Below are 21149 nucleotides of genomic sequence, written 5' to 3'. Positions count from 1 at the left end.
ACCACTCCATTATTTATTTTTGTTCTTCCATATTACGACGTGACTGTGCTGCAAGTATTAGATCATTTCCCGTACTTTCTAGTAACTCAATTAACTGCTGTTCATCCAAAGCTGTTGGAAGCAGGCCATTGACATCCATCACAGACAACCCCATTTGAAAAACTTTCATCTTAAATAAAATACCGCCCATTTCCTGATCAGTGAAACCATTGAGTGTAGGCGCTTGTTTCATCTGCTGAAGAATCGTATCTGCGGGTGGCTGAACATCTTTCATATACATCGTATTATTCATGATAAGGTCTTTAAAAAGAACAGGATACTCTCTCGAAAATTTCAAACTAGCAATACCTATATTGAGGAACGGATCTTCTGTATATTTCGTCATGAGCATCTGTTGGGAAATCATATGGATTTTCTGGATAACCGACGTCTTCAATTCCTCGATTTCTGTAAAATTGACATAAATCGGAGCAATCGAGCTACCCATTTTGTCCGCAACTTTTCTAACTGTTATTTGATTGATCCCCTCAATTTTTGCAATATCAAAAGCCGCATTAATGATAGTTTCTCTCGTAAACTTTGTTTTAGGTGCCATAAACATCCTCACTTTAGTAGATAAAATCTTTTATTATATAACATATGTTATATATATCTATCATTATATAACTGTTTTACTGTTTGTAAAGAGTAATTTTTTATTTCAAGTGCTAGTTGATAAGACATCATAAAGGGGGTAAAACGAGCAACTATCATCAGTTCTGATAAATATGATAAAATACTAGTAAGTGAATTTGTTAAATGAGAGGTGCATTTTGGAGACTGGATTCGTATTCATATGTATTATATTAGTAGCTTCTATACTACAATCAAGTACAGGCTTTGGTTTTTCTATCATGGCAACGCCATTTTTACTTATGTTATTCCTACCACAGGAAGCTATACAAATAAATATTATTTTATCGTTACTCATCTCTCTATCACTAATTTTAAAAATTCGAAACGACATTGACTTTGTGTTATTAAAAAGATTTATTATAGGCAGTATGATTGGTGTACCATTAGGAATTTTCATCTTTATATCTATGAATATAAATGCTTTAAAGTTAGGCATCGGCATAGTTCTTTTACTATTGACTCTGCTTTTAATAGGGAATGTGAAGGTTAAGTCAACGCCAGTTAGAGATTTCATAGTTGGAGGGATTTCAGGAGTTTTAACAACAAGTATCGGTATGCCAGGTCCTCCGTTATTACTTTATTTCACAGGGACGGATACTGAAAAAGGGAAGTTACGTGCAACTACATTAGCTTTTTATCTCTTTATTTATTTCATCAGTCTACTAACCCAAATCATCTTTACCGGGACCAACAAAATCATCTGGCAGTCCAGTCTTTATGCCATTCCAATTGTATTTCTTGGTTTGTTTATAGGGCAAATTATTTTCAAATGGTTGAACCAACAGGTTTTCAGAGTATTTACATATGTTCTTTTGATTTGCACAGGGATTTTTCTTTTGGTTGAGAGTTTAAGTTCTTTTTAACAGTACGTATTCCTCAGGTCTTATTTCGTACTATTTACATAGAGGCGAGCAGCCCCTACTGAAAGCTTCCACCAAAATAAACTTCGTTAGTTCTATACATCAATTTCACGGTACCAAAAAAGCCAATTGATTTGTTTATAAAATCAATTGGCTTTCTAAAAAATCAGATTGGTTTAAAAGAAAACTCTAAACCAAACATGAAGGTTTATGCAATTTCAGCTTTTCTCGCCTGGCTTTGATGTAGTTTTTTCATAACAAATCGTGCGATTGGCTGTGCAACTAAAAGCTCAATCCAAAACGCAATACCAAAATTTCTTGGCCAAATGTGAAGGAAGTTTTTAAACGGCTCTAGGCTTACCTGCTTCGTACCAACCCAAGTGCCGATTATCGTTAGAAAAACTGATAATACCGTAACATTCAATAACGTATTCAATAAGACCCTGGCATTAAATCCATCTGTTTGTCCTACGAATTTCGGCATCACTTTCCCAACCAATGGTCCTGCAACTAATTTCACCAACAAAACTACAAATACCCACATAATCGGAAGCATAATCAATGTTTCTACATACACTTCTTTGCTGAACCCACGTTCTAATCCAATAATAATAGGCGCTATCGTATTAACTGAAATGATTGAAATAATCAATAAAAACAGTATACCCTCTTTAGCGTTTTGAGGCAGTCGATCTTCCTTGTACAAATTTGTCATCTCCATAATACATATTTCAGATGGCAGAGATTTGTGACACAAGGGAGCTTGTACACTATGCATGAGGGTAAAAAAAACTTACCCCATTACTGCGCATTGATTTTAATAGTATACCAAATCTACTCATCTATAGGAATCATCTAGATAAATTACACAATAAAAAGAATCTTGATTTAATGATGATGCCCAGATGATCCGGCTTTTACCCTACATAAAACCGAATTGTCATGCTGATGTGCAGACGTTTCTAATTGGATTGTTATGTGTTGAATGTTTTTATGTTCAAGGTCATGTTCGATTTTACGTAATAATGGTTCGCTTTCTGCAATTGTCATTTGATCATCCACAACAAGGTGACAAGATAACGCATTTAAACCGCTTGTTATGGACCAAATATGTAGATCATGGACACTTTCAACACCTGGTGTCTGTTGAATCGTTTGAATCACATCATCCATATCTACATTTTGCGGTGTCCCTTCCATTAGCACATGCAGTCCGGATTTTGTCACATAATAACCACTACGTAAAACAAGGACAGCAACAATAACACTCGCCAATGGATCCGCCCATCCCCAGTCAAAAAATAGGATGAGAAGCGCTGCAATAATTGCACCTACTGAACCAAGCATATCGCTAATGACGTGCAAGAATGCCCCACGCATATTTAAATTGTCTTCCACATCCCCACCACGCATCATAATCCAAGCCACCAGAATATTGACCGCTAAACCAATACTACTGATGATTAACATCCCTGTTGTCGCTACTTCAGGTGGATTCGCGAAGCGCTGGATCGCTTCATAAAAAATGAACAAGGCAATGAGTATTAACGTCACACCATTTAAAACAGCTGCTAATATTTCAAATCGTTTATAGCCGAATGTCTTACTTTGACTCGCTGCCTTTGCGCCATATGTAAAAGCAAGCAGGGCGATCCCCAGTGAAATCGCATCACTTAACATATGCCCCGCATCCGATAAGAGGGCCAAGCTATTCGTGATTAAACCACCAATGAGCTCAACAATCATATAACTGGTAATGATAACAAAGGAGATCAGCAATACTTTTTTATTGGCACCATGTGTATGATCATGATCGTGTCCCATATTAATCCCTTCTCTCCCTAGTTATGCGCCGCATGTTCAATCGCTTGTGTCAGCAAATTCATCACGTGATCGTCATCTTTTGAATAATAAATCGTCGTGCCTTCTCTTCTAAACTTCACCAAGCGTAAGTTTTTCAAGAAGCGCAATTGATGAGAAACGGTTGATTGACCTAAATCTAAAGTTTCTGCAATATCATTAACAGAATGCTCTTCCGCACATAATAAGTTTAAAATACGTATTCTTGTTGGATCACTTAGCGCCTTAAATGTTTGAGACACCACAAATAGTGTTTCTTCGTCTAAATGGGATTCATGATGGATGATTTTCTCTTCCTTCTTCATTTATCGGTTCACCTCCTGAATACTAATACATGAACATATACTCATATATAAATTAATATAGCATGTATAGGGTGGATGTCAACTGAGGGGACTGTGTAAACTAAGAAGGGCTGTCCAGAAAATCAGTTTTCACTGACTTGCTGAACAGCCCTTTTCCTTGCTTATTGTTAGAAATCAATTGGAACACTAGTTGTTTTAAATAATCTAGGTAGCTCATCCTTAGTTGCAAAAGCTTGATTCCCCGAAACTCCACTCAAAATTACTACAAGTAAAAGAACTGCTAAAACTTTTTTCATTATAAATCCTCCCACGTCTTTGTTTTTCTGTAAATATAACCAAATTTATTTGCTTCTTGAAAGTAAATAGCTGATAGTTTATATTTTCTGTTACTATAATACCATTCCGCTAATGCAATTGAATATTTATGGACATACTGATAATCCTCTACTGTTTTAAAGTAATCAATTGCTTGTTGGGTAATCCGTTCCGACAAACCTTGTTCGCTATGGAGTGATTTAAAAATATTGAAGTGATAGTGGTATGATGTTAAGTTATTTTCCTCCAACTGAGAAAGTAGCCGGAGTCCCTGATCACACCAATAATTAACGAATTTCTGGTCATTCATTTTCGAATACTCGACAACTAAGCAGAGTATCGATATGAGAGGACTATCTTCGTCCGTTTTAAATTTAATACTTTTCTTATAGTAGCGAATGGCATCTTCGCTATAACTCATCGTCCCATATAACGAACCCAGATTGTGGTACACGATTCCCTTTTCATCATCTAAGTTAAATTCATCACAAATTTGCATTGCCTTTAAATAAGATTCTAACGCCTCTGGGAATTGCTCACTTTTTTTTCGAGTAATTCCAATTAAAATGTAACAATCCAAAACTCTCTTCATTGAAAAATTTTCTCTAAAATAATCAAGAGCGCTTCTTATATAATCAATAGTGGTAAAGATACGGCCATCTGCTGTATATACGACACCTACCATATAATTCAATTCTGCTTTTTCCCAAATTTCTAATGGTATATTGTCTGCTAACGATAGACACTCTTCAAAGTATTCAATCGATTTATTGCGATTTTCTGTAGAATAATAGTAAATTGCTTTATTTATTTTATATAAATACAGTTGTCTTGTATTAAAATCCTTGCATAATGCTTCAAGATCTTCAATTTCCTTTTTTCGTTCAATTAATTTCGTTCCAAGAATAAGCTTAAACCTCATTATAATTAGAAGATACGTATAGTAAAGGGTTTGATTTTCAAATAATGGACTATGCTGTTCTAAATACTCCAGCTTTTGTTTAGTAAAATTTCCGTCACGATTTGTAATCACTTCTTTGTAAATAGCTTCTAACATTTTCTCAAAATCAATTTCAGTTTGCCGATCATTCTTTTGTAACTTCGATGAATCTATGCCTAGTCGATTGAATAATAACGTAACGATGTCCTCACTCGGAAAAATTAAATTCCGTTCTATTTTAGATAGGTAAGAAGGTGTGCAGATTCCCTTTGCTAGTACTAATTGCTTCATGTCTTGTCTAATTCGTTCTGCCCTTATTAAATGACCAACTTTCATTAGCGAATCCCTCTCTTTTATATCATAGTGCATTTGTAATACTAATCATACCATTATAATGTGAGAAATTAATTCCTGAATCATGCAAATAAAGCCTATTTCCGAAAAAAATGTCCCAACCTAATTGGATAGTACTCTAGACCTAAGCGTGATATATTTAACTGAATATGAAAAAAGGATCGTTCGCATGCGAATTGAATATAGTTATTTTGTGGAAGCGATTAAGGATAGTAACTAAATGTAGTGGTAATAATATGTGGGTTGGGGATTATAAAGGAATTTCTAATGTGTTAAATCGTGTATAAACTTACACATCATTTTTTGAAGGGAGTGAGATTATGTCCATGGAGACAGCAAATGAGCAGTTGAATATTGACTATAAAGATATGCAATTACATCAAATGAAAATCGAACTGCTGGAGTTTCTTCAAAAGATGAAATCAAATGGTTTCCTTAAAACAGTAGAATTCCAGGATATCCCGACTGACATCAAACAAATTTATAATCATCAGTAATAATGACATTCACTATTTGAAACGTCAAACGAGCTTAGTCAAATATGACTAAGCTCGTTGTTGTATTCAGTTACTCAAGAAAAGAATAATTAAATTTACTTAATAGTCGAGGCAGGCTTTTTCATAAATAAAGACAGCACAATATTAATCACGGCTAATGCTAAACTGATAGTAAAGACCAATGATGATCCTGATGCTGCGGCTTGCGCCGGCTCATTTGCAACAGTTGCTAGGTAACTATTTTGTTTTGCGGTTAGGAGTGACACCATTACTGCGATACCAACGGCGCCAGCTACTTGCTGGATTGTTTGAGTGATAGCAATTCCATCAGGATAGAATCTTCTTGGAAGAGAATTCAGCGTGTTTGTTTGAACAGATGCGAGCACCGCCCCTACACCTAACATCATAATAACAAAGGATAATACAATCACCCATAAAGCTGTGTCTGTACCAAATTGTGCATACATTACGTAACCAATGGCAACCAAAATTGTGCCAGGTGTAATCACTGCTTTCGGACCATACTTGTCAAATAAACGACCAATAATTGGCGCTAATATACAGTTCAACAAGCTACCTGGTAGAAGGATGAGTCCTGTTGTAAAAGCAGCAATGACTAATGCCATTTGCATATACATAGGTAAAATAACGAGCATCGACAACATATTAAAGAACGTTATGAAGCTCATAATGACACCAATAACAAATAACGGGTAACGGAATGCTCGTAGATTCAGCATAGGATCTTCCATTTTCATTTGTCGAATCGCAAAAATGATGAGGGCTATGATTCCAACGACGATTGTGCCAAGGACAGTTGCACTTGTCCAGCCGGCGACACCAGATACACTAAATCCATAAACAATCCCCCCGAAACCAATGGTCGAAAGAATAACAGACAGGGCATCAATCGACACCTTGCGAATTTCATTGACATCCGGTAAATAAACAAGCCCAAAAATGAGGGAAAACAGTAGGAAAGGTACTGTAACCCAGAAAATCCAGTGCCACGATAATGTATCTAGAATAAGGCCTGCAATTGTTGGACCTAGTGATGGACCCGCTAGCATAACTAACCCCATTATACCCATTGCAGCGCCTCGTTTATTAGGAGGGAAAATCGTAAAAATAACATTTTGTGTTAAAGGTAAACTGATTGCTAGCCCTGCAGCTTGAATGATACGTCCCGCGAGTAATACGCTAAATACTGGTGCTACTGCTGCTACAATTGTACCGACAAGAATTAGTAATACAGAGGTAATAAACATTTGACGCGTCGTGAATTTCTGCATCAAAATACCTGTTACAGGCACTAAAATACCCAACGTTAAAAAATAACCTGTCGCTAACCATTGAACCGTTGTAGAATCAATACTAAAAATTTGACTTAATTCTACAAAGGCAATATTTAATGCTGTTTCACTAAAAAGACCGACAAAACCAGCTACTAAAAGAGCCGCCATTATCGGTCCTGTTTTGATTGGTTGTTTCGTTTTTGCTGCCGTATTGGTTTGTGTATTCACTTATTAAAACTCCTTCAATAATTTTGATAGCACATGCGAAATAGTTTTTAGTGGCTCGCTTGCTTTTTGTGTTAAACAAAGCATTATTCCACCTTCAATAGAAGCGGTCATCATAAGTGCTATTGAATAAGCCGCATCTTTCGAAAATCCGTCCGCTACTAACTTTTGAAAATATATATCTTGCATTTTTTGATACAGCTGAGCGCATGCCATTCGAACTGGATCACTTAGCGAGGCCATTTCGCTAACCATACTGCTAATTGTGTACCCCGTAATCGTTCCTTCTGCTTCAAAATTAACGATTAATTTCGAAACCATTGCATGTGTAGCTTCTTGCGTACTCGGATACCGTTCAAAAATTTCCACGATATCCTCAGTAATCGCTTCATTCAGAGATTGAAGGCAAGCGATTAGTAATTCTTCTTTTCCATTCGAAAAATGATGATAGAGCGCACCTTTTGAAATCCCACATGCTTTTATAATTTCGTTTAGTCCTACGCCCCTATATCCTTTTTGTTGAAAAAGCGTTGTCGCGATGTCGATTATCAGCGATTTTGTATCCATTTCCGTAGCACACCTCCGCCATACCAACCGGTCTGTTCATAACGATATCAAAAAAAATCTCTATAAGTCAACATTTTTAACTCTTTGTCAGTACTTGTTTTCACAACCCTGACACATTTCTTGGTGTATCCTTCGACGGATGCACTCACTCAATCCAAACAATTCTTCTACAAATACCTTTGTAATTTCCATAGCAAAAACTTGAGAAAGTAGATAACCAAATCCTCACGCTACCGAGATTATCTTTTGTGTGCGACAATAATATAAGGTACTTCATTAATTTCTAACGTCACGACTTGGAATTTGAAATAGGAGTGATTTTTCTTGATAAGTAAAATAATCTTAAATGACAGAACAATTGATTTACGTAGCTATGAAGAAGAAAAAGTAAATGGTTTATATAAAGTTTCAGTTGATTTCGACGTAAAAAGTGATGATTACCATGACATCGCAACTTTACTTTATAGCGAATTTTTTGAGGTTAAAATTCCTGAAAGAAACCTAACATTTAGAGGTGTCATTCATAATTACTCCACTTCCCTTACAAACCTATATGTAAAGGATCAAATCGGACAGTATAAATTGACTTTGATAGAAGTGAATCATGAAGAAAAGGACTGAGATGTAATGAGGTTAAGCATATTAGATCAATCCCCCATCTCTTCAAACCAAACCGCATACGACGCATTAAATGAATCGATGAAGTTAGTTCAAGCTGGGGAAGCACTCGGATATACAAGATACTGGATTGCTGAGCACCATGATTTACCTGGACTCGCATGCTCTGCGCCTGAAGTGATGTTAAGCTATATTGGAGCTAATACGAATCATATCCGGATTGGTTCCGGCGCTATTTTATTACCTCATTACCGGCCCTATAAAGTGGCAGAAGTATTTAATACGCTCGCCACATTATTTCCAAATCGGATTGATATCGGAATAGGACGAGCACCGGGTGGATCGGCTGAAGTGACGAATGCTCTGTCTGAAAACTTTTTGCAACAGGTTTGGAATTTCCCTATATTAGTGAAAGAATTGCTCCACTTTTTAGATGGTGATTTCCCGGCGGGTCACGAGTACTCGAGCATTTCCGCATCTCCAACACCTGAAAATCCAGCTGTACCTTGGCTTCTCGGCACAAGTAAAAAAAGTGCCTTACTCGCAGCAGAAAATGGCATGCCATATACTTTCGGTCATTTTATGAGTGACAATGATGGGGCGGCTATCATCAAGGGCTATATTGAAACCTTTAAGCCAAGAAAAGAACAACAAACGCCGCAAGTCATCGTAACAGTTTCGGCTATTTGTGGGGAAACAACCGAACAAGCGGAAGAGATCGCACTAAGCAACCTCATATGGTCTTTGCAAAAAGAAAAAGGGGAGGGACATCAAGGCGTTCCTTCTATTGAAGAAGCAAAGAAATATATGCTAACCGAAAAAGAAATGGAATCGTTAAAAACAATGAGACAGAACATGATTATCGGCAATCCTCATGAAGTGAAGCAGAAATTGTTTGAGCTACAAACTAACTACCAAGCAAACGAAATCATGATTAACACAATCACATACTCCCCGGAAGATCGAATTCAATCCTATAAATTAATTGCGGAAGAAGTATTTTAAAGGGTGACACTATAAATTAAAAAACGCTTGCATAAACTCGCAAGCGTTTTTTAATTTATAGCTGTCTTTTCAACTTCCAGATTGCCTATGATAGTTCCGCAAAATCATACCATTTGTCCGCAACATACCGAGCTTGTCATAATAAGGAACTAGGTCATCATCACAACATACATCAATCATATAGATGTCATCCAGTTCTTTCAACATTCGCTGTACTAATCCTTTGCCAATACCTTTATTTTTATATGCCGGTAAAACCTCAAGCAATGGAATGTAAGCAGATAAAACACCATCACTAATCGCTGTGATAAATCCAACTACTTGATTAGACTTATCATCCACCGCAATAATCGCTTTGCTACTGTTCTTTAACAGTTTTAAGTGCGTTTCTGGATTTGGCTGATTGGGCCAATCTACAAAAAAACCTTTTAGCATATCAGCAGAAATTCCATCGAGTTCGTTTTGGTATATCATAACTATATCAACTCCTCAATTATAGTAACTTTAAAGAGACGATATCTATCAAAAGTAAAGTAACAAAAATATAACCCCCAAGCGTTCCAATTGTAAGACTAGCACTACATATATTCACTTTGAATTAATGTCTGTATCTTTTCCCAAGTTTCCCTATTGCTATCCCAATATAAACTGCTTGAAATATTTTTGGGTGAAACCCATTTATATTCATCATGTTCCTCTGAAATAATTACCTCGCTATCATTAATTATTCCTAAAAACAGACTCTTTTTTATGTTTAAAGTCGGTGTGTTTATACGTATTGCTCCTTGCCAACCTATTAAATCTTGCTCATTTATAATCAAACCAGTTTCTTCAACGACTTCTCTACTACAAGCTTTTAGCGGAGACTCATTCTTCTCAATGCCGCCTGTTATAGGTTGCCAAAATGGTACACTCGAATCTTTTGAAATAGGTACATGCAATAACAAAACCTTTTGAGTTACCCGATTGAATATCCAACACTCAATACTTTCTTTAACTCTAGTCATAGCTTTCTCTTTCCCCACAAACCTGTAGTAAAGCCCACTGCTAACATTTTTTACTCTTTATGATCAACGTTGTCGGCATCATCTTCGCTTTTTCGTAGGAATACCATCGATTCGTGTGCCTTTCCCTATCTTCCTCTGACAAAGAAACCTCCTCGATGACCTTCTCAATTTGGAATCCACATTCGATTAGTGTATTGATATATGTACTCACTTTGTACTGCTGCATGATCACCGGTTCATGCCAAGCTTCATGGTAATAAGAACCTTCTTCATGATAGGATTTATGGAAGCGAAGCCCGCTCTCTGTAAGTTCGGTCCGGCTGAATAACGGATGTTCCCAACTGAAAACGAAAATGCCGCCTGGTTTCAAATATTGGTGGATGTTTCCAATCGTTTGATAAAGATCAGTTGTCCAGCCTAACGCATAAATCGAGTAGACAATATCAAAGTAATCATTGGGCAAACCTGGATTTTTCTCCATAGGTGATTCGAATAACTGGACAGGTGATTTGCACGAATTCAGTAGCCCTCTGGCCGTTTCAATCTGTGTCTTCGAAAGATCCACTCCCCAAAGCTCTTCAGCATACTGTTGGTCCATATATTGCAATGAATGACCGCTACCACAACCGATATCTAACACTTTGGAGCCCGCCACATTGCCCAATAAATTCAAATTCTCTTCCCGAGGAGCAAGCGGTCCATACTCTGGAAGAGGATTGCGCCCGAAAAATCGAGGAGCAACCTCATCCCAACTTTTTTTATTAAGTATTAATGCATCAACGCCCATATTCAAAACCTCCAAGATCCTTATAAGGATACATTCAACAAACAAGGGACCGTTTCCTTTTATTTCTCCCAAAGTAATAATGGTAAATGCTAACGATTGTTATAGAAAAGCACATTAGTAGCTATATCTAAGAAGTTTAATGCAACGACAAAAGAAAATAGCCCTCTGACCAAGCGATGGTTGAGCGACTTTTTCTAATTGCAATTTTTATTATAAACATTGAACTCAATTCTTTATGAGGCTGAGCACTATTTATAAAACTTCCCCGATTTCCAGACCACGAAATTAACCCTTCATCTGCATGTCGATCCCCCGGGCAACCCGCTCCCCCATTTCCGGTGATGCATTGTACAGATATGTCAAAACAACACGTCTCGTTTCATGAGATATACCGGCAAGATCGGTAGCCAGATTATTGACTAGATGGTCTTGTTGCTCAGCGGGAAGAGCTTGATAAAATTGTCCGGCCTGTGTAAAGTCATCCTGTTTGGGCAAATCGGATCGTACAAGATGCCCCTCCACATATCTGCCATTGCCGCTTGTCACAAGAGAAGATGGCGACCAATCTTGCTGGTGATTGATTAGTATTTTGCGGAAATCGGGTCCTAGCCGTCGACGCTGGGAATCCCAGTAAATATTAGCGCGTCCCTGCAACATCTTATCATCCGATAATTCGACCCCCTCCAAAAGATTGGACGGTGAAAACGCCACTTTCTCCACTTGTTCCATATAATTATCCGGATTTCTGTTCAAGATCATGCGGCCAACTGGTATAAGAGGGTACTGCCATTCATCCCAAACTTTTGTATCATCCAATGGATCATAAGAAAGAGTAGCTTCGTCTTTTGGATTCATCAGCTGCACATAAAGCCCATAGACAACAGGCTTACCCTCCGCTAGTGCATCATATAAATCCTGACCTGCAATATCCGGATTCTCTCCATTCCATCGAGCGGCTTCCTGACTGTCTATATACTGCTCGCCAGCGCCAGGAATCCAGTGATATTTAACATAACTCCGAACGCCCTGTGCATTCCTCCAAACGTAGGTGTTTACACTATGCCCCGGCATATGCCGAAAGCTTTTTACTGTTCCTGCATCGGAGTAAAGCCTAACTACAAAATGGGTGGATTCTGGCGCTCTAGCTACGAAGCTCCAAAACCGTTCGGGATCCATCAAGTTATTTAGCGGTGAGGGTAAAAGAGCCTGAATAGCCACTGGAAAACGTATAGCATCCCGTATTAAAAATATCGGAATATGATTGCAAACTAAATCAAAAACGCCCTCTTCAGTGTAAAACTTAGTAGAAAAGCCACGCACATTTCGGGAAGTATCTGGGGTGCCTTTATTGCTTACGGCAAGCGAAAACCTAACCGTGACGGGAACCTGCTGTCCAGGATTTTGTAAAAAGCTAAGCTTTGTGTATTTTGCCATCGAATGCACGGTCTCAAAGTATCCGAAAGCACCAAAGCCCTTCACATGCACGGGTCTTTCTAAAATTTTTGTATAGACAAAGCTCTCCAAAGTTTCATGCAAAATAGTATCCTGCTCCAATACAGGACCTCTTTCACCTACAGTTTGTGAATGCATTTCATGAGCCCATATGTTTGATATATTTCTGTTTACATCCGTTGAAGAGTCTAATTCTTCTCCATTGTTTTCCCTCATAACGATTCCCGCCTCCTATACCTACAAGTTAATTCCTTAAGATACAGTATTATTTATGTGAGGCATCATCTAATTATGAATTCAGATATCCACAGACACATCCAATCGTCATTTGTTGCTTTTCACATACAGCTCTTTTATACTATTAACCACTAATGGGAGGAGATCCGAACATGTTAAAGACAACCGTATTCGAACATTTAAAAAATGCTATGAGAGAAAAAGACGTGCTCTCAAAAGGTGTGCTAACATTATTGAAAGCAGGATTGGATAGCGCGGAAAAGGAAAAAGGTGCTGCTCTTTCAGCTGAAGAGGAAGTTGCCATCGTCAACCGCGAAATCAAACAGACCCATCAGGCGCTGGAAGGTGCACAAACGGCACAGCGTGAGGACTTAATTGAACAAGAAGAAGCAAAATTGGTGCTTCTCAAAAAATTCTTACCTGCACAACTTAGCGAGGACGAAATCATAGCGATATTGACAGAAGCAGGAATTACTAAAGGCATGAACATGGGTGATGCTATGAAAATCGCAAAACCATTACTTGCCGGTAAAACAGACGGCGGAACGATGTCGAAAGCAGTGAAAAGTTTAATTTAATTTTAATATGGGGTTCCTGTGCGACATAATTGCTTCTCGCATAGGAACCCCATATTTCTTTCCATCACTGTCGCTCAAATATATTACTCCACGCCACTTTCCAAAATAGAAAATGTAGCATTTTCACAATTTATTTCAGCCATTGCTCCATACGGTAGTACAAACTTGGGCTCTGTATGACCAAAGTTCAAATTATAAAGAATAGGTAGCGAAGTTAGATCTAATTCCTTCATAATTTTTACGATAGACTCTTTGTATTCCTCATAATATTTTTCCTTAAGAGGCTTACCAAATACAATACCCTTAGCCTTTTGTAAAATGCCTTGCGAGCCATAGTTTCTCAACCAATATTCGACTTGGCTTGGCTCAGGTTTCTCTTCTGACGTTTCAAAAAATAAGATACTGTCTTCCCAATACGATTCGTTCGGCCAAAGTGATGTTCCTTTCGCAAACTCTAGTACTTCTATACATCCTCCGATTAATCTACCCTGAGCAACTCCTGTACCTTGCAGCAGTTCATATCCATTATTCGGATTCATTGTTCTTTGTCTATTTTTATTTTCAATAATCCATTCTACGCGCTCACTCGTCCATTCTGTGGCAGGCTTTACTTCGCCTATTACATCATTTGCAAAAAGAGTTTTTCTCAACGCTTCCACTGTATACGGATGCATCTCCACATTTTCAGCGAAGTCTACCAAAATCGAGGGTCCATAAAAGGATGTAATCCCTGCTTTATGGCAAAACAAATGTGTAATCGTAGAGTCCGAATAACCGATAAATATTTTAGGATTATCACGAATTACATCAAAATCGATATAGGGTAACAGACGAACGCTCTCGCTCCCTCCAATATTTGAAATGATTCCTTTAATCGAAGGGTCTTTGAATGCATTCATTAAATCTTCCGCACGTGCTTTGGGATTGTCATATAAAAAATCAGATCCTTTTAAACTATTGGGCATTGCAACAACCTCCAAATGAAAAACAGTTCTGAGCCTCTCAATCCCTTGTTCATAGCGCCATTTCAATTCTGGTTCTCCAGCTCCACCCCAAGATAAACTAATCGTCGCTACTTTATCTCCCGCTTTTAGTGCTTTTGGTTTCATTAACATCGTAAAGCCCCCCCTCATCACTTGAACTAATTCGGCGCTATCTTGGCACCACGTTATTTCAAAATCATTAGTTCAAAAAGTTAATAAATCTAATTATAATGGATAAATACAGAAATAAGTATATTGAATTATACAGGTTGCTTTTCACAGGTACCTATTTTATACTTTTAACCATTAATGGAAGGCGATAAATGTGCAAATATTCATGATTGGAGGCAGTAAGTAAATGAAACAAAAGAAATCATGGAAGGTTAAAATCTTTACTGGAATCGCAATTTTTCTAATCCTATTAGTGGCGGCATTTTTTATGTATGTAAGTTCATACTATAAAGCTAGTTCATTAGCTTTGGATAGTTTGAAATCTGACTCTTTAGTTACAGTTGAAGATAACGGAGATATTCTATTTGAACCCGTATCCGACGCTAAAAATATAGGGTTTATTTTCTATCCAGGCGCCAAGGTAGAAGCTTCAGCATATGCCACTTTAGCGAAAGAGATTGCCTCCAATGGCTATACCGTTATTATTGCTAAAATGAACTTTAACTTAGCCATTTTATCGCCTAATCGAGCAGATTATATAATTAGTGAGCAGAAAGATATTGATACTTGGGTGATAGGCGGGCATTCTTTAGGGGGAGTTATGGCAGCAGATTATGCACTTGAAAATGAAGAAATAAAAGGGTTAGTATTGTTAGCTTCCTATCCCCAAAGTAAAACGGATCTTAACAATACACCAATAAAAGTCTTATCATTATGGGGAGAAAATGATAAAGTTGCAGATTTAAACAAAGTAAAAGAGGCTAAAAATATTATGCCAGGCGACTCAGAATTTATAGAAATAACAGGTGGAAATCATGGAGGTTTTGGAGATTATGGTCACCAAAAAGGTGATGGTAAATCTTCGTTAACAAATATACAGCAGATGATGGAAACATCAAAATATATTATAGAAACTTTAGATAGCTTAAATTAGAACTGATTAACCAAAAAGGTGCCAATCTCTCTAACAAACAAGAGACTGGCACCTTAATACGTTATCTAGTTCTCAAGCGATTCACTTACTAACTCTTCCCTTTCTTCCTTGGTAGAAACATTCTCATTCATTTCGGTAGAAGATTCTTTCGCTTTTCTAATTTGGTTGTTCATTTCGCTATCGAGGCTCCGTATACGCCCCGCAAGTTCTTCAATTTTCTTTGCCTTACTCTCCATAAATGTCCCGCGTCCCAAGTCATTTTCCATTTCTGTTTTGAGGCGACGATGCGCATTTTCGATAGGTACTTTCACTTGTTGTAATGCGCTAAGTTGATCAAGGGATTGGACGGATTGAAGAAGGGATGTCAATTGGACAGCTTCAGATTTCTCTTGTGTTTTGGCAGCAGCTTGTTGTTTTTCTTCTTGTTCACGCTGTTCTCTCTCGCGTTTCTGTGCTTCTATTGCTGCCATTTGTCCTTCGATTTCAGCAATTTGTTCGTCGAATGCTCCCAACTGCTCCTTAATCGTAGAAAGTTCTTCTCCAGCTTCCAATGTACGTTCTACCAAATTACTTTTCGCCTCTTGAACTTTTTGGCGTTTTTCCAATAAGCTTTCAATCATGTTGGCAGATCTTTCCCGCCAATTCCCTAATCGCGCTCGTGCTTCATCACTAATGATAATAGAATCTCTTTTGCCAGATTTCTCTGCGTTTTCATCATTCGCTTTATGGCTGATATGTGGTGAAAAAGTTTTTGTGACTAGACTTACTTTTAATCCACTAAACACTTTCATTTCCCAACACCGTCCTTTTCAACTTCTTACTTCTCTATATCGACATATATTGGGTTTTATTTAAAATATATTCCCGCTGATTAAGTGAGTAACTATCACCACGGTTTTTATTATTTAAAAATCAGCTCACTAGTCGTAAAGACTTTTTGTTCATTTTGACGATATTTATCAAAAAACTCCTTTTCTATACCCGTTAATATCGTTAGAAATTCTTGGTCTACTTTTAAATCCTCCATTAAACTGGATACAGAATAAAGCTCTTTTTCAAAAAGAAGCTGTAGTATACTTTTTATCTTCATCGGATGGCTAATTGAAAGCTTGTCATCAAGTGGTTCCTGCGTTTTGTATCCCTTTTTGTTAATGGACATGAAGAAATAACGATACTGTTGATATTCCATTAGACCCAATTTATACGCTTTCATTGCAATGGCCTGTAACGAAACTTCCCATTTTTGTTTGATATCGATATACGAGTCGGGATTTGAAACTTTAGCGATTCCTTCACAATCTTTTTTAAATTCTTCAGGCAATAGAAATTCAGAAGCAAAACTATATGCCTCATCCTCCAAAGTTCTATAGGATTTTCTATCTTGCATGTTGAATTCAACTTTATAGTGCAATAATAAATGACCTAATTCATGTGCCAGATCAAAGTTCCTTCTAGCAGCCGACTTTTTAATCGTTCCCAACATAATATAAGGTCTATCGTCTTCCGTCCAAAGACTGTAAGCATCAATGGTTTCCCCAATTTCTTTCTCAAAAATGAAAGCACCGGCTTTCTCCAATAAAAAAAGAAGGTTTTGGTTGGAATTTTCGGGTAATCCGATTGTTTGGCGCGCTAAGTCAGCTATGCATTTAATTTGGGTTTCCCGATCAACATTTGGGTTTTGTCGGAAATATTCAAGCGTCTCTTTGCGTAATTGCAACAATAAATTGGATGGATAACTTATTTTGGATTCAATTTTTTTTATAAATTCATCTAAAAATCGAATATGCATTAATTCACTTTGCGTTTTACTCAAAGAATTTATTGTTTCAGAACGATACGCTATATGTTGAAGTTGTATATTCTCAAATTCAACCTTATCCAATAAATCTACACGATAAAAATATGAAGCTTTCACCTTAAAAGTCAGCTTCATTTTATTCACAACTTCTAATTTAGGGGACGTGTATCCATTTTCATATTGCCAAATAGCCTGTTCAGTTACGCCGATTTTCTCTGCTAATTGACCCCTACTCAAATCATTCAAAATACGGATATTGGTTAAACTTTTACCAATAAACAAGAAGGCACCTCTTTTCTATAAACATTCAACTTTCCTGTTCCTCCACATCATCAAGGACAATACCAAATGCAGTTGCATCCAGCACACCTTCAGCTGCGATTGTTTGTGCTAGAACTGACTTTAGATCTTCCTCAATCTCAAATAAATGACCAGGTTTTTGACCAATATATGGTGTTAACTCACTAATTAAGTATGCCTTATTATCAGCCGGATTAGGCATCCATAAGCGGATTTCTCCAATTTGATGATCTTCTCCAATATTATAGGTAGCGATATAAAATCTATCAAATTGTGTATCCATACCTTTTGTATCCTCTGCTTCAAGTGTCACTGGCTGAAAATCCTCTAATAGCTCTAATTGTACAGATTGATTGAAAATCTTTGCGGGAATCTCATCAAACTTAACCACACTATTAATATCCATTAAATTCTTCATATATGACGCTTTGCTTCCTCGCGTACGACCTTTCGCGTCTTTCCCTTTGTCTACCTCTTCTATATTAAAATACCGGACATTTTTCACAATAAACAGCGTCTTCTTATCCTTATCTGAGAACTGTAAGTATTGCCAGGTCAAACCCGCTTTGGCTAAAGTACTGGTAACACCATGATCTTCACAAGACAAAGCTACATAATGATCTATATGATTCCCCTTAACCCAGGCATAAGCACCGTGTACCTTTAATTCATAAGATTTTTGACGTCGCACATCTAAGTAATCCCTATACCCTTCAATAATTCCATCAACAATGCCTTCATTTAAATTCTCTGGTAAACGGTATTCTTTCACTTGACATACACCCCTATACATTTTTATGAAAGACATCTTACTTTATTAAATAAAATATGATTTGAATACATTATACTTAAAGTTATAGAATTTTGATAGAACTATTTATAAAGGTACCAAAGCGTTTGAATCGTGATAGCGTCATCAAAACAATTCATTATCATATTGATGATATTTGTAACAAATGATTTCATTCTTTTTTCAAAGTATATATGTAAGACAAAACAGCAAATAAGTTCCGATATTCAAATAGCTGTCCAATCATCATTTGTTGCTTTTCACATGCAGCTCTTTTATACTTTTAACCACATTTGGGAGGAGATGTAACAATGTTAAAGACAACTGTATTCGAACATTTAAAGAATGCTATGAGAGAAAAAGATGTGCTCTCCAAAGGCGTACTGACATTATTGAAAGCAGGACTGGATAGCGCGGAAAAGGAAAAAGGGGCGGCTCTTTCAACTGAAGAGGAAGTTGCCATCGTCAATCGTGAAATCAAACAGATTCACCAAGCATTAGAAGGCGCACAAACAGCACAGCGTGAAGACTTAATTGCACAAGAGGAAGCTAAGTTGGTTCTTCTTAAAAAGTTCTTGCCTGCACAACTTAGTGAGGAAGAAATTGTAACGATGTTGACGGAGGCAGGAGTTACCAAAGGTATGAACATGGGTGACGCTATGAAAATTGCAAAACCATTGCTCGCTGGGAAAACAGACGGCGGAACGATGTCGAAAGTTGTGAAAAGTTTAATCTGATTTTGGTATGGGGTTTCTGTGCGACTTAATGGTTTCTCGCACATAGAAACCCCACATTTTTCCGATCACTGTGCTGCGGTCGACCCAAACCTATTATTCCACGCCACTTTCTAAAATAGAAAATGTAGCATCCTCACAATTTATTTCAGCCATTGCTCCATATGGCAGTACAAATTTAGGCTCTGTATGACCAAAATTCAAGTTATACAGGATAGGTAGCGAAGTCAGCTCCAATTCCTTCATAATCTTTACGATAGACTTTTTGTATTCCTCATAGTATTTCTCCTTTAAGGGTTTTCCGAATACAATACCTTTTGCCCTTTGTAATATGCCCTGCGAGCCATAGTTTCTCAACCAATATTCAATTTGGGATGGCTCAGGTGTCTCTTCGGATGTTTCAAAAAATAAGATACTGTCTTCCCAGTACGCTTCGCTCGGCCACAGTGATGTTCCTTTCGCAAATTCCAGTACTTCTATACATCCTCCAATTAATCTACCCTGAACAACTCCCGTTCCTTGCAGTAGCTCATACCCCTTATTCGGATTCATTGTTCTTTGCCTATTTTTGTTTTCAATAATCCATTCTACACGCTCACTCGTCCACTCTTTGGCAGGCATTACCTCACCTATTGCCTCATTTATAAAAAGAGCCTTTTTCAACGCCTCTACAGTATACGCATGCATCTCCACGTTTTCAGCGAAGTCTACAAGAATCGAGGGTCCATAAAAAGACGAGATCCCTGCTTTATGGCAAAACAAATGCGTAATTGTCGAGTCCGAATAGCCGATAAACACTTTCGGATTCTCGCGAATGACATCAAAATCAATATACGGTAACAAACGAATGCTATCGCTTCCTCCAATATTTGAAATGATTCCTTTAATCGAAGGGTCCTTGAATGCATTCATTAGATCCTCCGCACGTGCTTTTGGATTGTCATATAAAAAATCAGACCCTTTTAAACTATTTGGCATTGCAGCAACTTCCAAATGAAAAACGGTTCTAAGCCTCTCTACTCCTTGTTCATAGCGCCATTTTAATTCCCGTTCACCCGCTCCACCCCAAGATAAACTAATCGTTGCTACTTTATCTCCGACTCTTAACATTTTCGGTTTTATTAACATCGTAAAGCCCTCCTCATCGCTTACTTTAATTCGATATCATCTCGGCACTACATTATTAAAAAAGTATTTACCCAAAGAGTTCAACCAATCTAATTATAATGTATAAAGGAAATTCTTAACATTGTATTATTACTACTTATATTACAAAGAACCCACTAATTTGCAACTCATTCAAAAAAGTTGTTCAATCTATGAAATATCCATTAGAAAGAATATTCTCTCTAATGTTACAATTGAGCGTGGCCATAGATTTTATTAAGAAGTTTAAGGACAATAAGTAAAGTACTAAAAACGATTAAAACAATAAGAAAACAAGGAGGATGAACGATGATTACAGGAATTGGTCATGTAGGATTTAGTGTAGTAGATATGGAACGCTCATTGGATTTTTATTGCAATAAACTTGGTTTTAAGCAAGCGTTTGAATTGAATCAACCAAATGGTGACCCGTGGATTGTATACGTGAAGGTAGCTGATGGGTGTTTCATTGAATTATTTTACGGAGGTAACGATGGCGTTAAAGAACGAACAAAACATATCTGTTTCGAGGTAGATAATATCCAGGAAACAGCCGATCGCTTGAAGACAAATGGAATCTCTTTAGAAATAGAAATTTCCCAAGGAGTGGCTTTGAACTACCAATTTTGGATAGTAGATCCTGATGGAAATTGGATTGAATTCATGGAAATGAATCCTGAATCCCCTCATATGAGGAGTTAAGAAAAGGCTTACCT

25 protein-coding genes are annotated in these 21149 nt (G+C 37.3%); 8 read left to right on the top strand and 17 right to left on the bottom strand.

From position 1 onward, the window contains the following. Positions 1-13: 13 nt before the first annotated feature. Positions 14-595 carry a TetR/AcrR family transcriptional regulator gene (locus MKZ10_RS03630; RefSeq protein ID WP_342507949.1) on the bottom strand — a complete coding sequence of 194 codons (582 nt, stop codon included), beginning with the start codon at positions 593-595 and terminating at the stop codon, positions 14-16. A gap of 217 nt (positions 596-812) precedes the next feature. On the opposite strand from MKZ10_RS03630, the gene MKZ10_RS03625 reads away from it, so the two are divergent. Continuing rightward, the gene (locus MKZ10_RS03625) at positions 813-1538 is read left to right on the top strand and encodes a sulfite exporter TauE/SafE family protein (RefSeq protein WP_342507947.1); all 726 of its coding nucleotides are present in this window, start codon (positions 813-815) and stop codon (positions 1536-1538) included. Between the two features lie 205 nt (positions 1539-1743). Here MKZ10_RS03625 and MKZ10_RS03620 read toward each other — a convergent pair whose 3' ends face one another. The 5 genes from MKZ10_RS03620 to MKZ10_RS03600 all read right to left on the bottom strand — a co-directional run bounded on the left by MKZ10_RS03620 (position 1744) and on the right by MKZ10_RS03600 (position 5291). Then, complete coding sequence (locus tag MKZ10_RS03620) at positions 1744-2241, bottom strand: hypothetical protein (RefSeq protein WP_342507945.1); 498 nt, start codon at positions 2239-2241, stop codon at positions 1744-1746. Between the two features lie 182 nt (positions 2242-2423). Next, positions 2424-3359, bottom strand: a complete 936-nt coding sequence (locus tag MKZ10_RS03615) for a cation diffusion facilitator family transporter (protein ID WP_342507943.1) — start codon at positions 3357-3359, stop codon at positions 2424-2426. Between the two features lie 17 nt (positions 3360-3376). Further along, positions 3377-3700, bottom strand: a complete 324-nt coding sequence (locus MKZ10_RS03610; RefSeq protein WP_342507941.1) for a metalloregulator ArsR/SmtB family transcription factor — start codon at positions 3698-3700, stop codon at positions 3377-3379. A gap of 167 nt (positions 3701-3867) precedes the next feature. Beyond that, a complete protein-coding gene (locus tag MKZ10_RS03605) occupies positions 3868-3996 on the bottom strand; it encodes a hypothetical protein (protein WP_342507939.1) in 129 nt (42 codons plus the stop codon). Continuing rightward, positions 3996-5291 (bottom strand): tetratricopeptide repeat protein, encoded by a 1296-nt coding sequence (locus MKZ10_RS03600; protein ID WP_342507937.1) that lies wholly within the window; start codon positions 5289-5291, stop codon positions 3996-3998. Before MKZ10_RS03600 ends, MKZ10_RS03605 begins: the two co-directional genes overlap by 1 nt. Before the next feature lie 338 nt (positions 5292-5629). Here MKZ10_RS03600 and MKZ10_RS03595 point away from each other — a divergent pair, with 338 nt between their 5' ends. Next, entirely contained in the window at positions 5630-5806 is a 177-nt protein-coding gene (locus MKZ10_RS03595; protein WP_342507935.1) for a hypothetical protein, read from the top strand. Positions 5807-5901: 95 nt separating this feature from the next. Here MKZ10_RS03595 and MKZ10_RS03590 read toward each other — a convergent pair whose 3' ends face one another. Together MKZ10_RS03590 and MKZ10_RS03585 are read right to left on the bottom strand one after the other, a co-directional pair. Then, positions 5902-7269, bottom strand: coding sequence for a DHA2 family efflux MFS transporter permease subunit (locus MKZ10_RS03590; protein WP_342509991.1), 1368 nt, complete (start codon positions 7267-7269; stop codon positions 5902-5904). 63 nt (positions 7270-7332) lie between these two features. After that, positions 7333-7893: a TetR/AcrR family transcriptional regulator gene (locus MKZ10_RS03585; protein ID WP_342507933.1), complete on the bottom strand. Its 561-nt coding sequence runs from the start codon at positions 7891-7893 to the stop codon at positions 7333-7335. Positions 7894-8217: 324 nt separating this feature from the next. On the opposite strand from MKZ10_RS03585, the gene MKZ10_RS03580 reads away from it, so the two are divergent. Then, positions 8218-8514, top strand: a complete 297-nt coding sequence (locus tag MKZ10_RS03580; RefSeq protein WP_342507931.1) for a DUF3219 family protein — start codon at positions 8218-8220, stop codon at positions 8512-8514. Between the two features lie 6 nt (positions 8515-8520). Continuing rightward, on the top strand, positions 8521-9516 hold the full coding sequence (locus MKZ10_RS03575) for an LLM class flavin-dependent oxidoreductase (RefSeq protein ID WP_342507929.1): 996 nt from the start codon (positions 8521-8523) through the stop codon (positions 9514-9516). Between the two features lie 69 nt (positions 9517-9585). Here the strand turns inward: MKZ10_RS03575 and MKZ10_RS03570 are convergent, their stop codons facing one another. The 4 genes from MKZ10_RS03570 to MKZ10_RS03555 form a co-directional block, all read right to left on the bottom strand. Then, entirely contained in the window at positions 9586-9990 is a 405-nt protein-coding gene (locus MKZ10_RS03570; RefSeq protein WP_342507927.1) for a GNAT family N-acetyltransferase, read from the bottom strand. 104 nt (positions 9991-10094) lie between these two features. Further along, entirely contained in the window at positions 10095-10523 is a 429-nt protein-coding gene (locus MKZ10_RS03565) for an NUDIX pyrophosphatase (protein WP_342507925.1), read from the bottom strand. A gap of 40 nt (positions 10524-10563) precedes the next feature. After that, positions 10564-11310, bottom strand: a complete 747-nt coding sequence (locus MKZ10_RS03560) for a methyltransferase domain-containing protein (RefSeq protein WP_342507923.1) — start codon at positions 11308-11310, stop codon at positions 10564-10566. Positions 11311-11595: 285 nt separating this feature from the next. Next, positions 11596-12978, bottom strand: a complete 1383-nt coding sequence (locus MKZ10_RS03555) for a catalase (RefSeq protein WP_342507921.1) — start codon at positions 12976-12978, stop codon at positions 11596-11598. Between the two features lie 173 nt (positions 12979-13151). On the opposite strand from MKZ10_RS03555, the gene MKZ10_RS03550 reads away from it, so the two are divergent. Then, positions 13152-13577: a GatB/YqeY domain-containing protein gene (locus MKZ10_RS03550; protein ID WP_342507919.1), complete on the top strand. Its 426-nt coding sequence runs from the start codon at positions 13152-13154 to the stop codon at positions 13575-13577. Between the two features lie 83 nt (positions 13578-13660). Here the strand turns inward: MKZ10_RS03550 and MKZ10_RS03545 are convergent, their stop codons facing one another. Next, on the bottom strand, positions 13661-14692 hold the full coding sequence (locus MKZ10_RS03545; protein WP_342507917.1) for a S66 peptidase family protein: 1032 nt from the start codon (positions 14690-14692) through the stop codon (positions 13661-13663). A gap of 226 nt (positions 14693-14918) precedes the next feature. Here MKZ10_RS03545 and MKZ10_RS03540 point away from each other — a divergent pair, with 226 nt between their 5' ends. Continuing rightward, positions 14919-15665 (top strand): alpha/beta family hydrolase, encoded by a 747-nt coding sequence (locus MKZ10_RS03540; protein ID WP_342507915.1) that lies wholly within the window; start codon positions 14919-14921, stop codon positions 15663-15665. 65 nt (positions 15666-15730) lie between these two features. Here the strand turns inward: MKZ10_RS03540 and MKZ10_RS03535 are convergent, their stop codons facing one another. The 3 genes from MKZ10_RS03535 to MKZ10_RS03525 form a co-directional block, all read right to left on the bottom strand. Continuing rightward, a complete protein-coding gene (locus tag MKZ10_RS03535; protein ID WP_342507913.1) occupies positions 15731-16456 on the bottom strand; it encodes a hypothetical protein in 726 nt (241 codons plus the stop codon). Positions 16457-16566: 110 nt separating this feature from the next. Then, positions 16567-17745, bottom strand: a complete 1179-nt coding sequence (locus tag MKZ10_RS03530; RefSeq protein WP_342507911.1) for an XRE family transcriptional regulator — start codon at positions 17743-17745, stop codon at positions 16567-16569. A gap of 25 nt (positions 17746-17770) precedes the next feature. Then, positions 17771-18535: a hypothetical protein gene (locus MKZ10_RS03525; RefSeq protein WP_342507910.1), complete on the bottom strand. Its 765-nt coding sequence runs from the start codon at positions 18533-18535 to the stop codon at positions 17771-17773. 329 nt (positions 18536-18864) lie between these two features. Between MKZ10_RS03525 and MKZ10_RS03520 the strand changes: the two genes are divergently transcribed. Further along, on the top strand, positions 18865-19290 hold the full coding sequence (locus MKZ10_RS03520) for a GatB/YqeY domain-containing protein (protein ID WP_342507908.1): 426 nt from the start codon (positions 18865-18867) through the stop codon (positions 19288-19290). A 93-nt stretch (positions 19291-19383) separates the two neighbouring features. Here MKZ10_RS03520 and MKZ10_RS03515 read toward each other — a convergent pair whose 3' ends face one another. Further along, entirely contained in the window at positions 19384-20415 is a 1032-nt protein-coding gene (locus tag MKZ10_RS03515) for a S66 peptidase family protein (RefSeq protein ID WP_342507906.1), read from the bottom strand. A gap of 327 nt (positions 20416-20742) precedes the next feature. On the opposite strand from MKZ10_RS03515, the gene MKZ10_RS03510 reads away from it, so the two are divergent. After that, positions 20743-21135 carry a VOC family protein gene (locus MKZ10_RS03510; RefSeq protein WP_342507904.1) on the top strand — a complete coding sequence of 131 codons (393 nt, stop codon included), beginning with the start codon at positions 20743-20745 and terminating at the stop codon, positions 21133-21135. Positions 21136-21149 lie beyond the last annotated feature (14 nt).

The organism is Sporosarcina sp. FSL K6-2383 (genome assembly GCF_038618305.1).
GTDB lineage: Bacteria > Bacillota > Bacilli > Bacillales_A > Planococcaceae > Sporosarcina.
The sequence above is the reverse complement of the archived record's forward strand: the minus strand, read 5'-3'. Positions and strand labels throughout refer to the sequence as shown.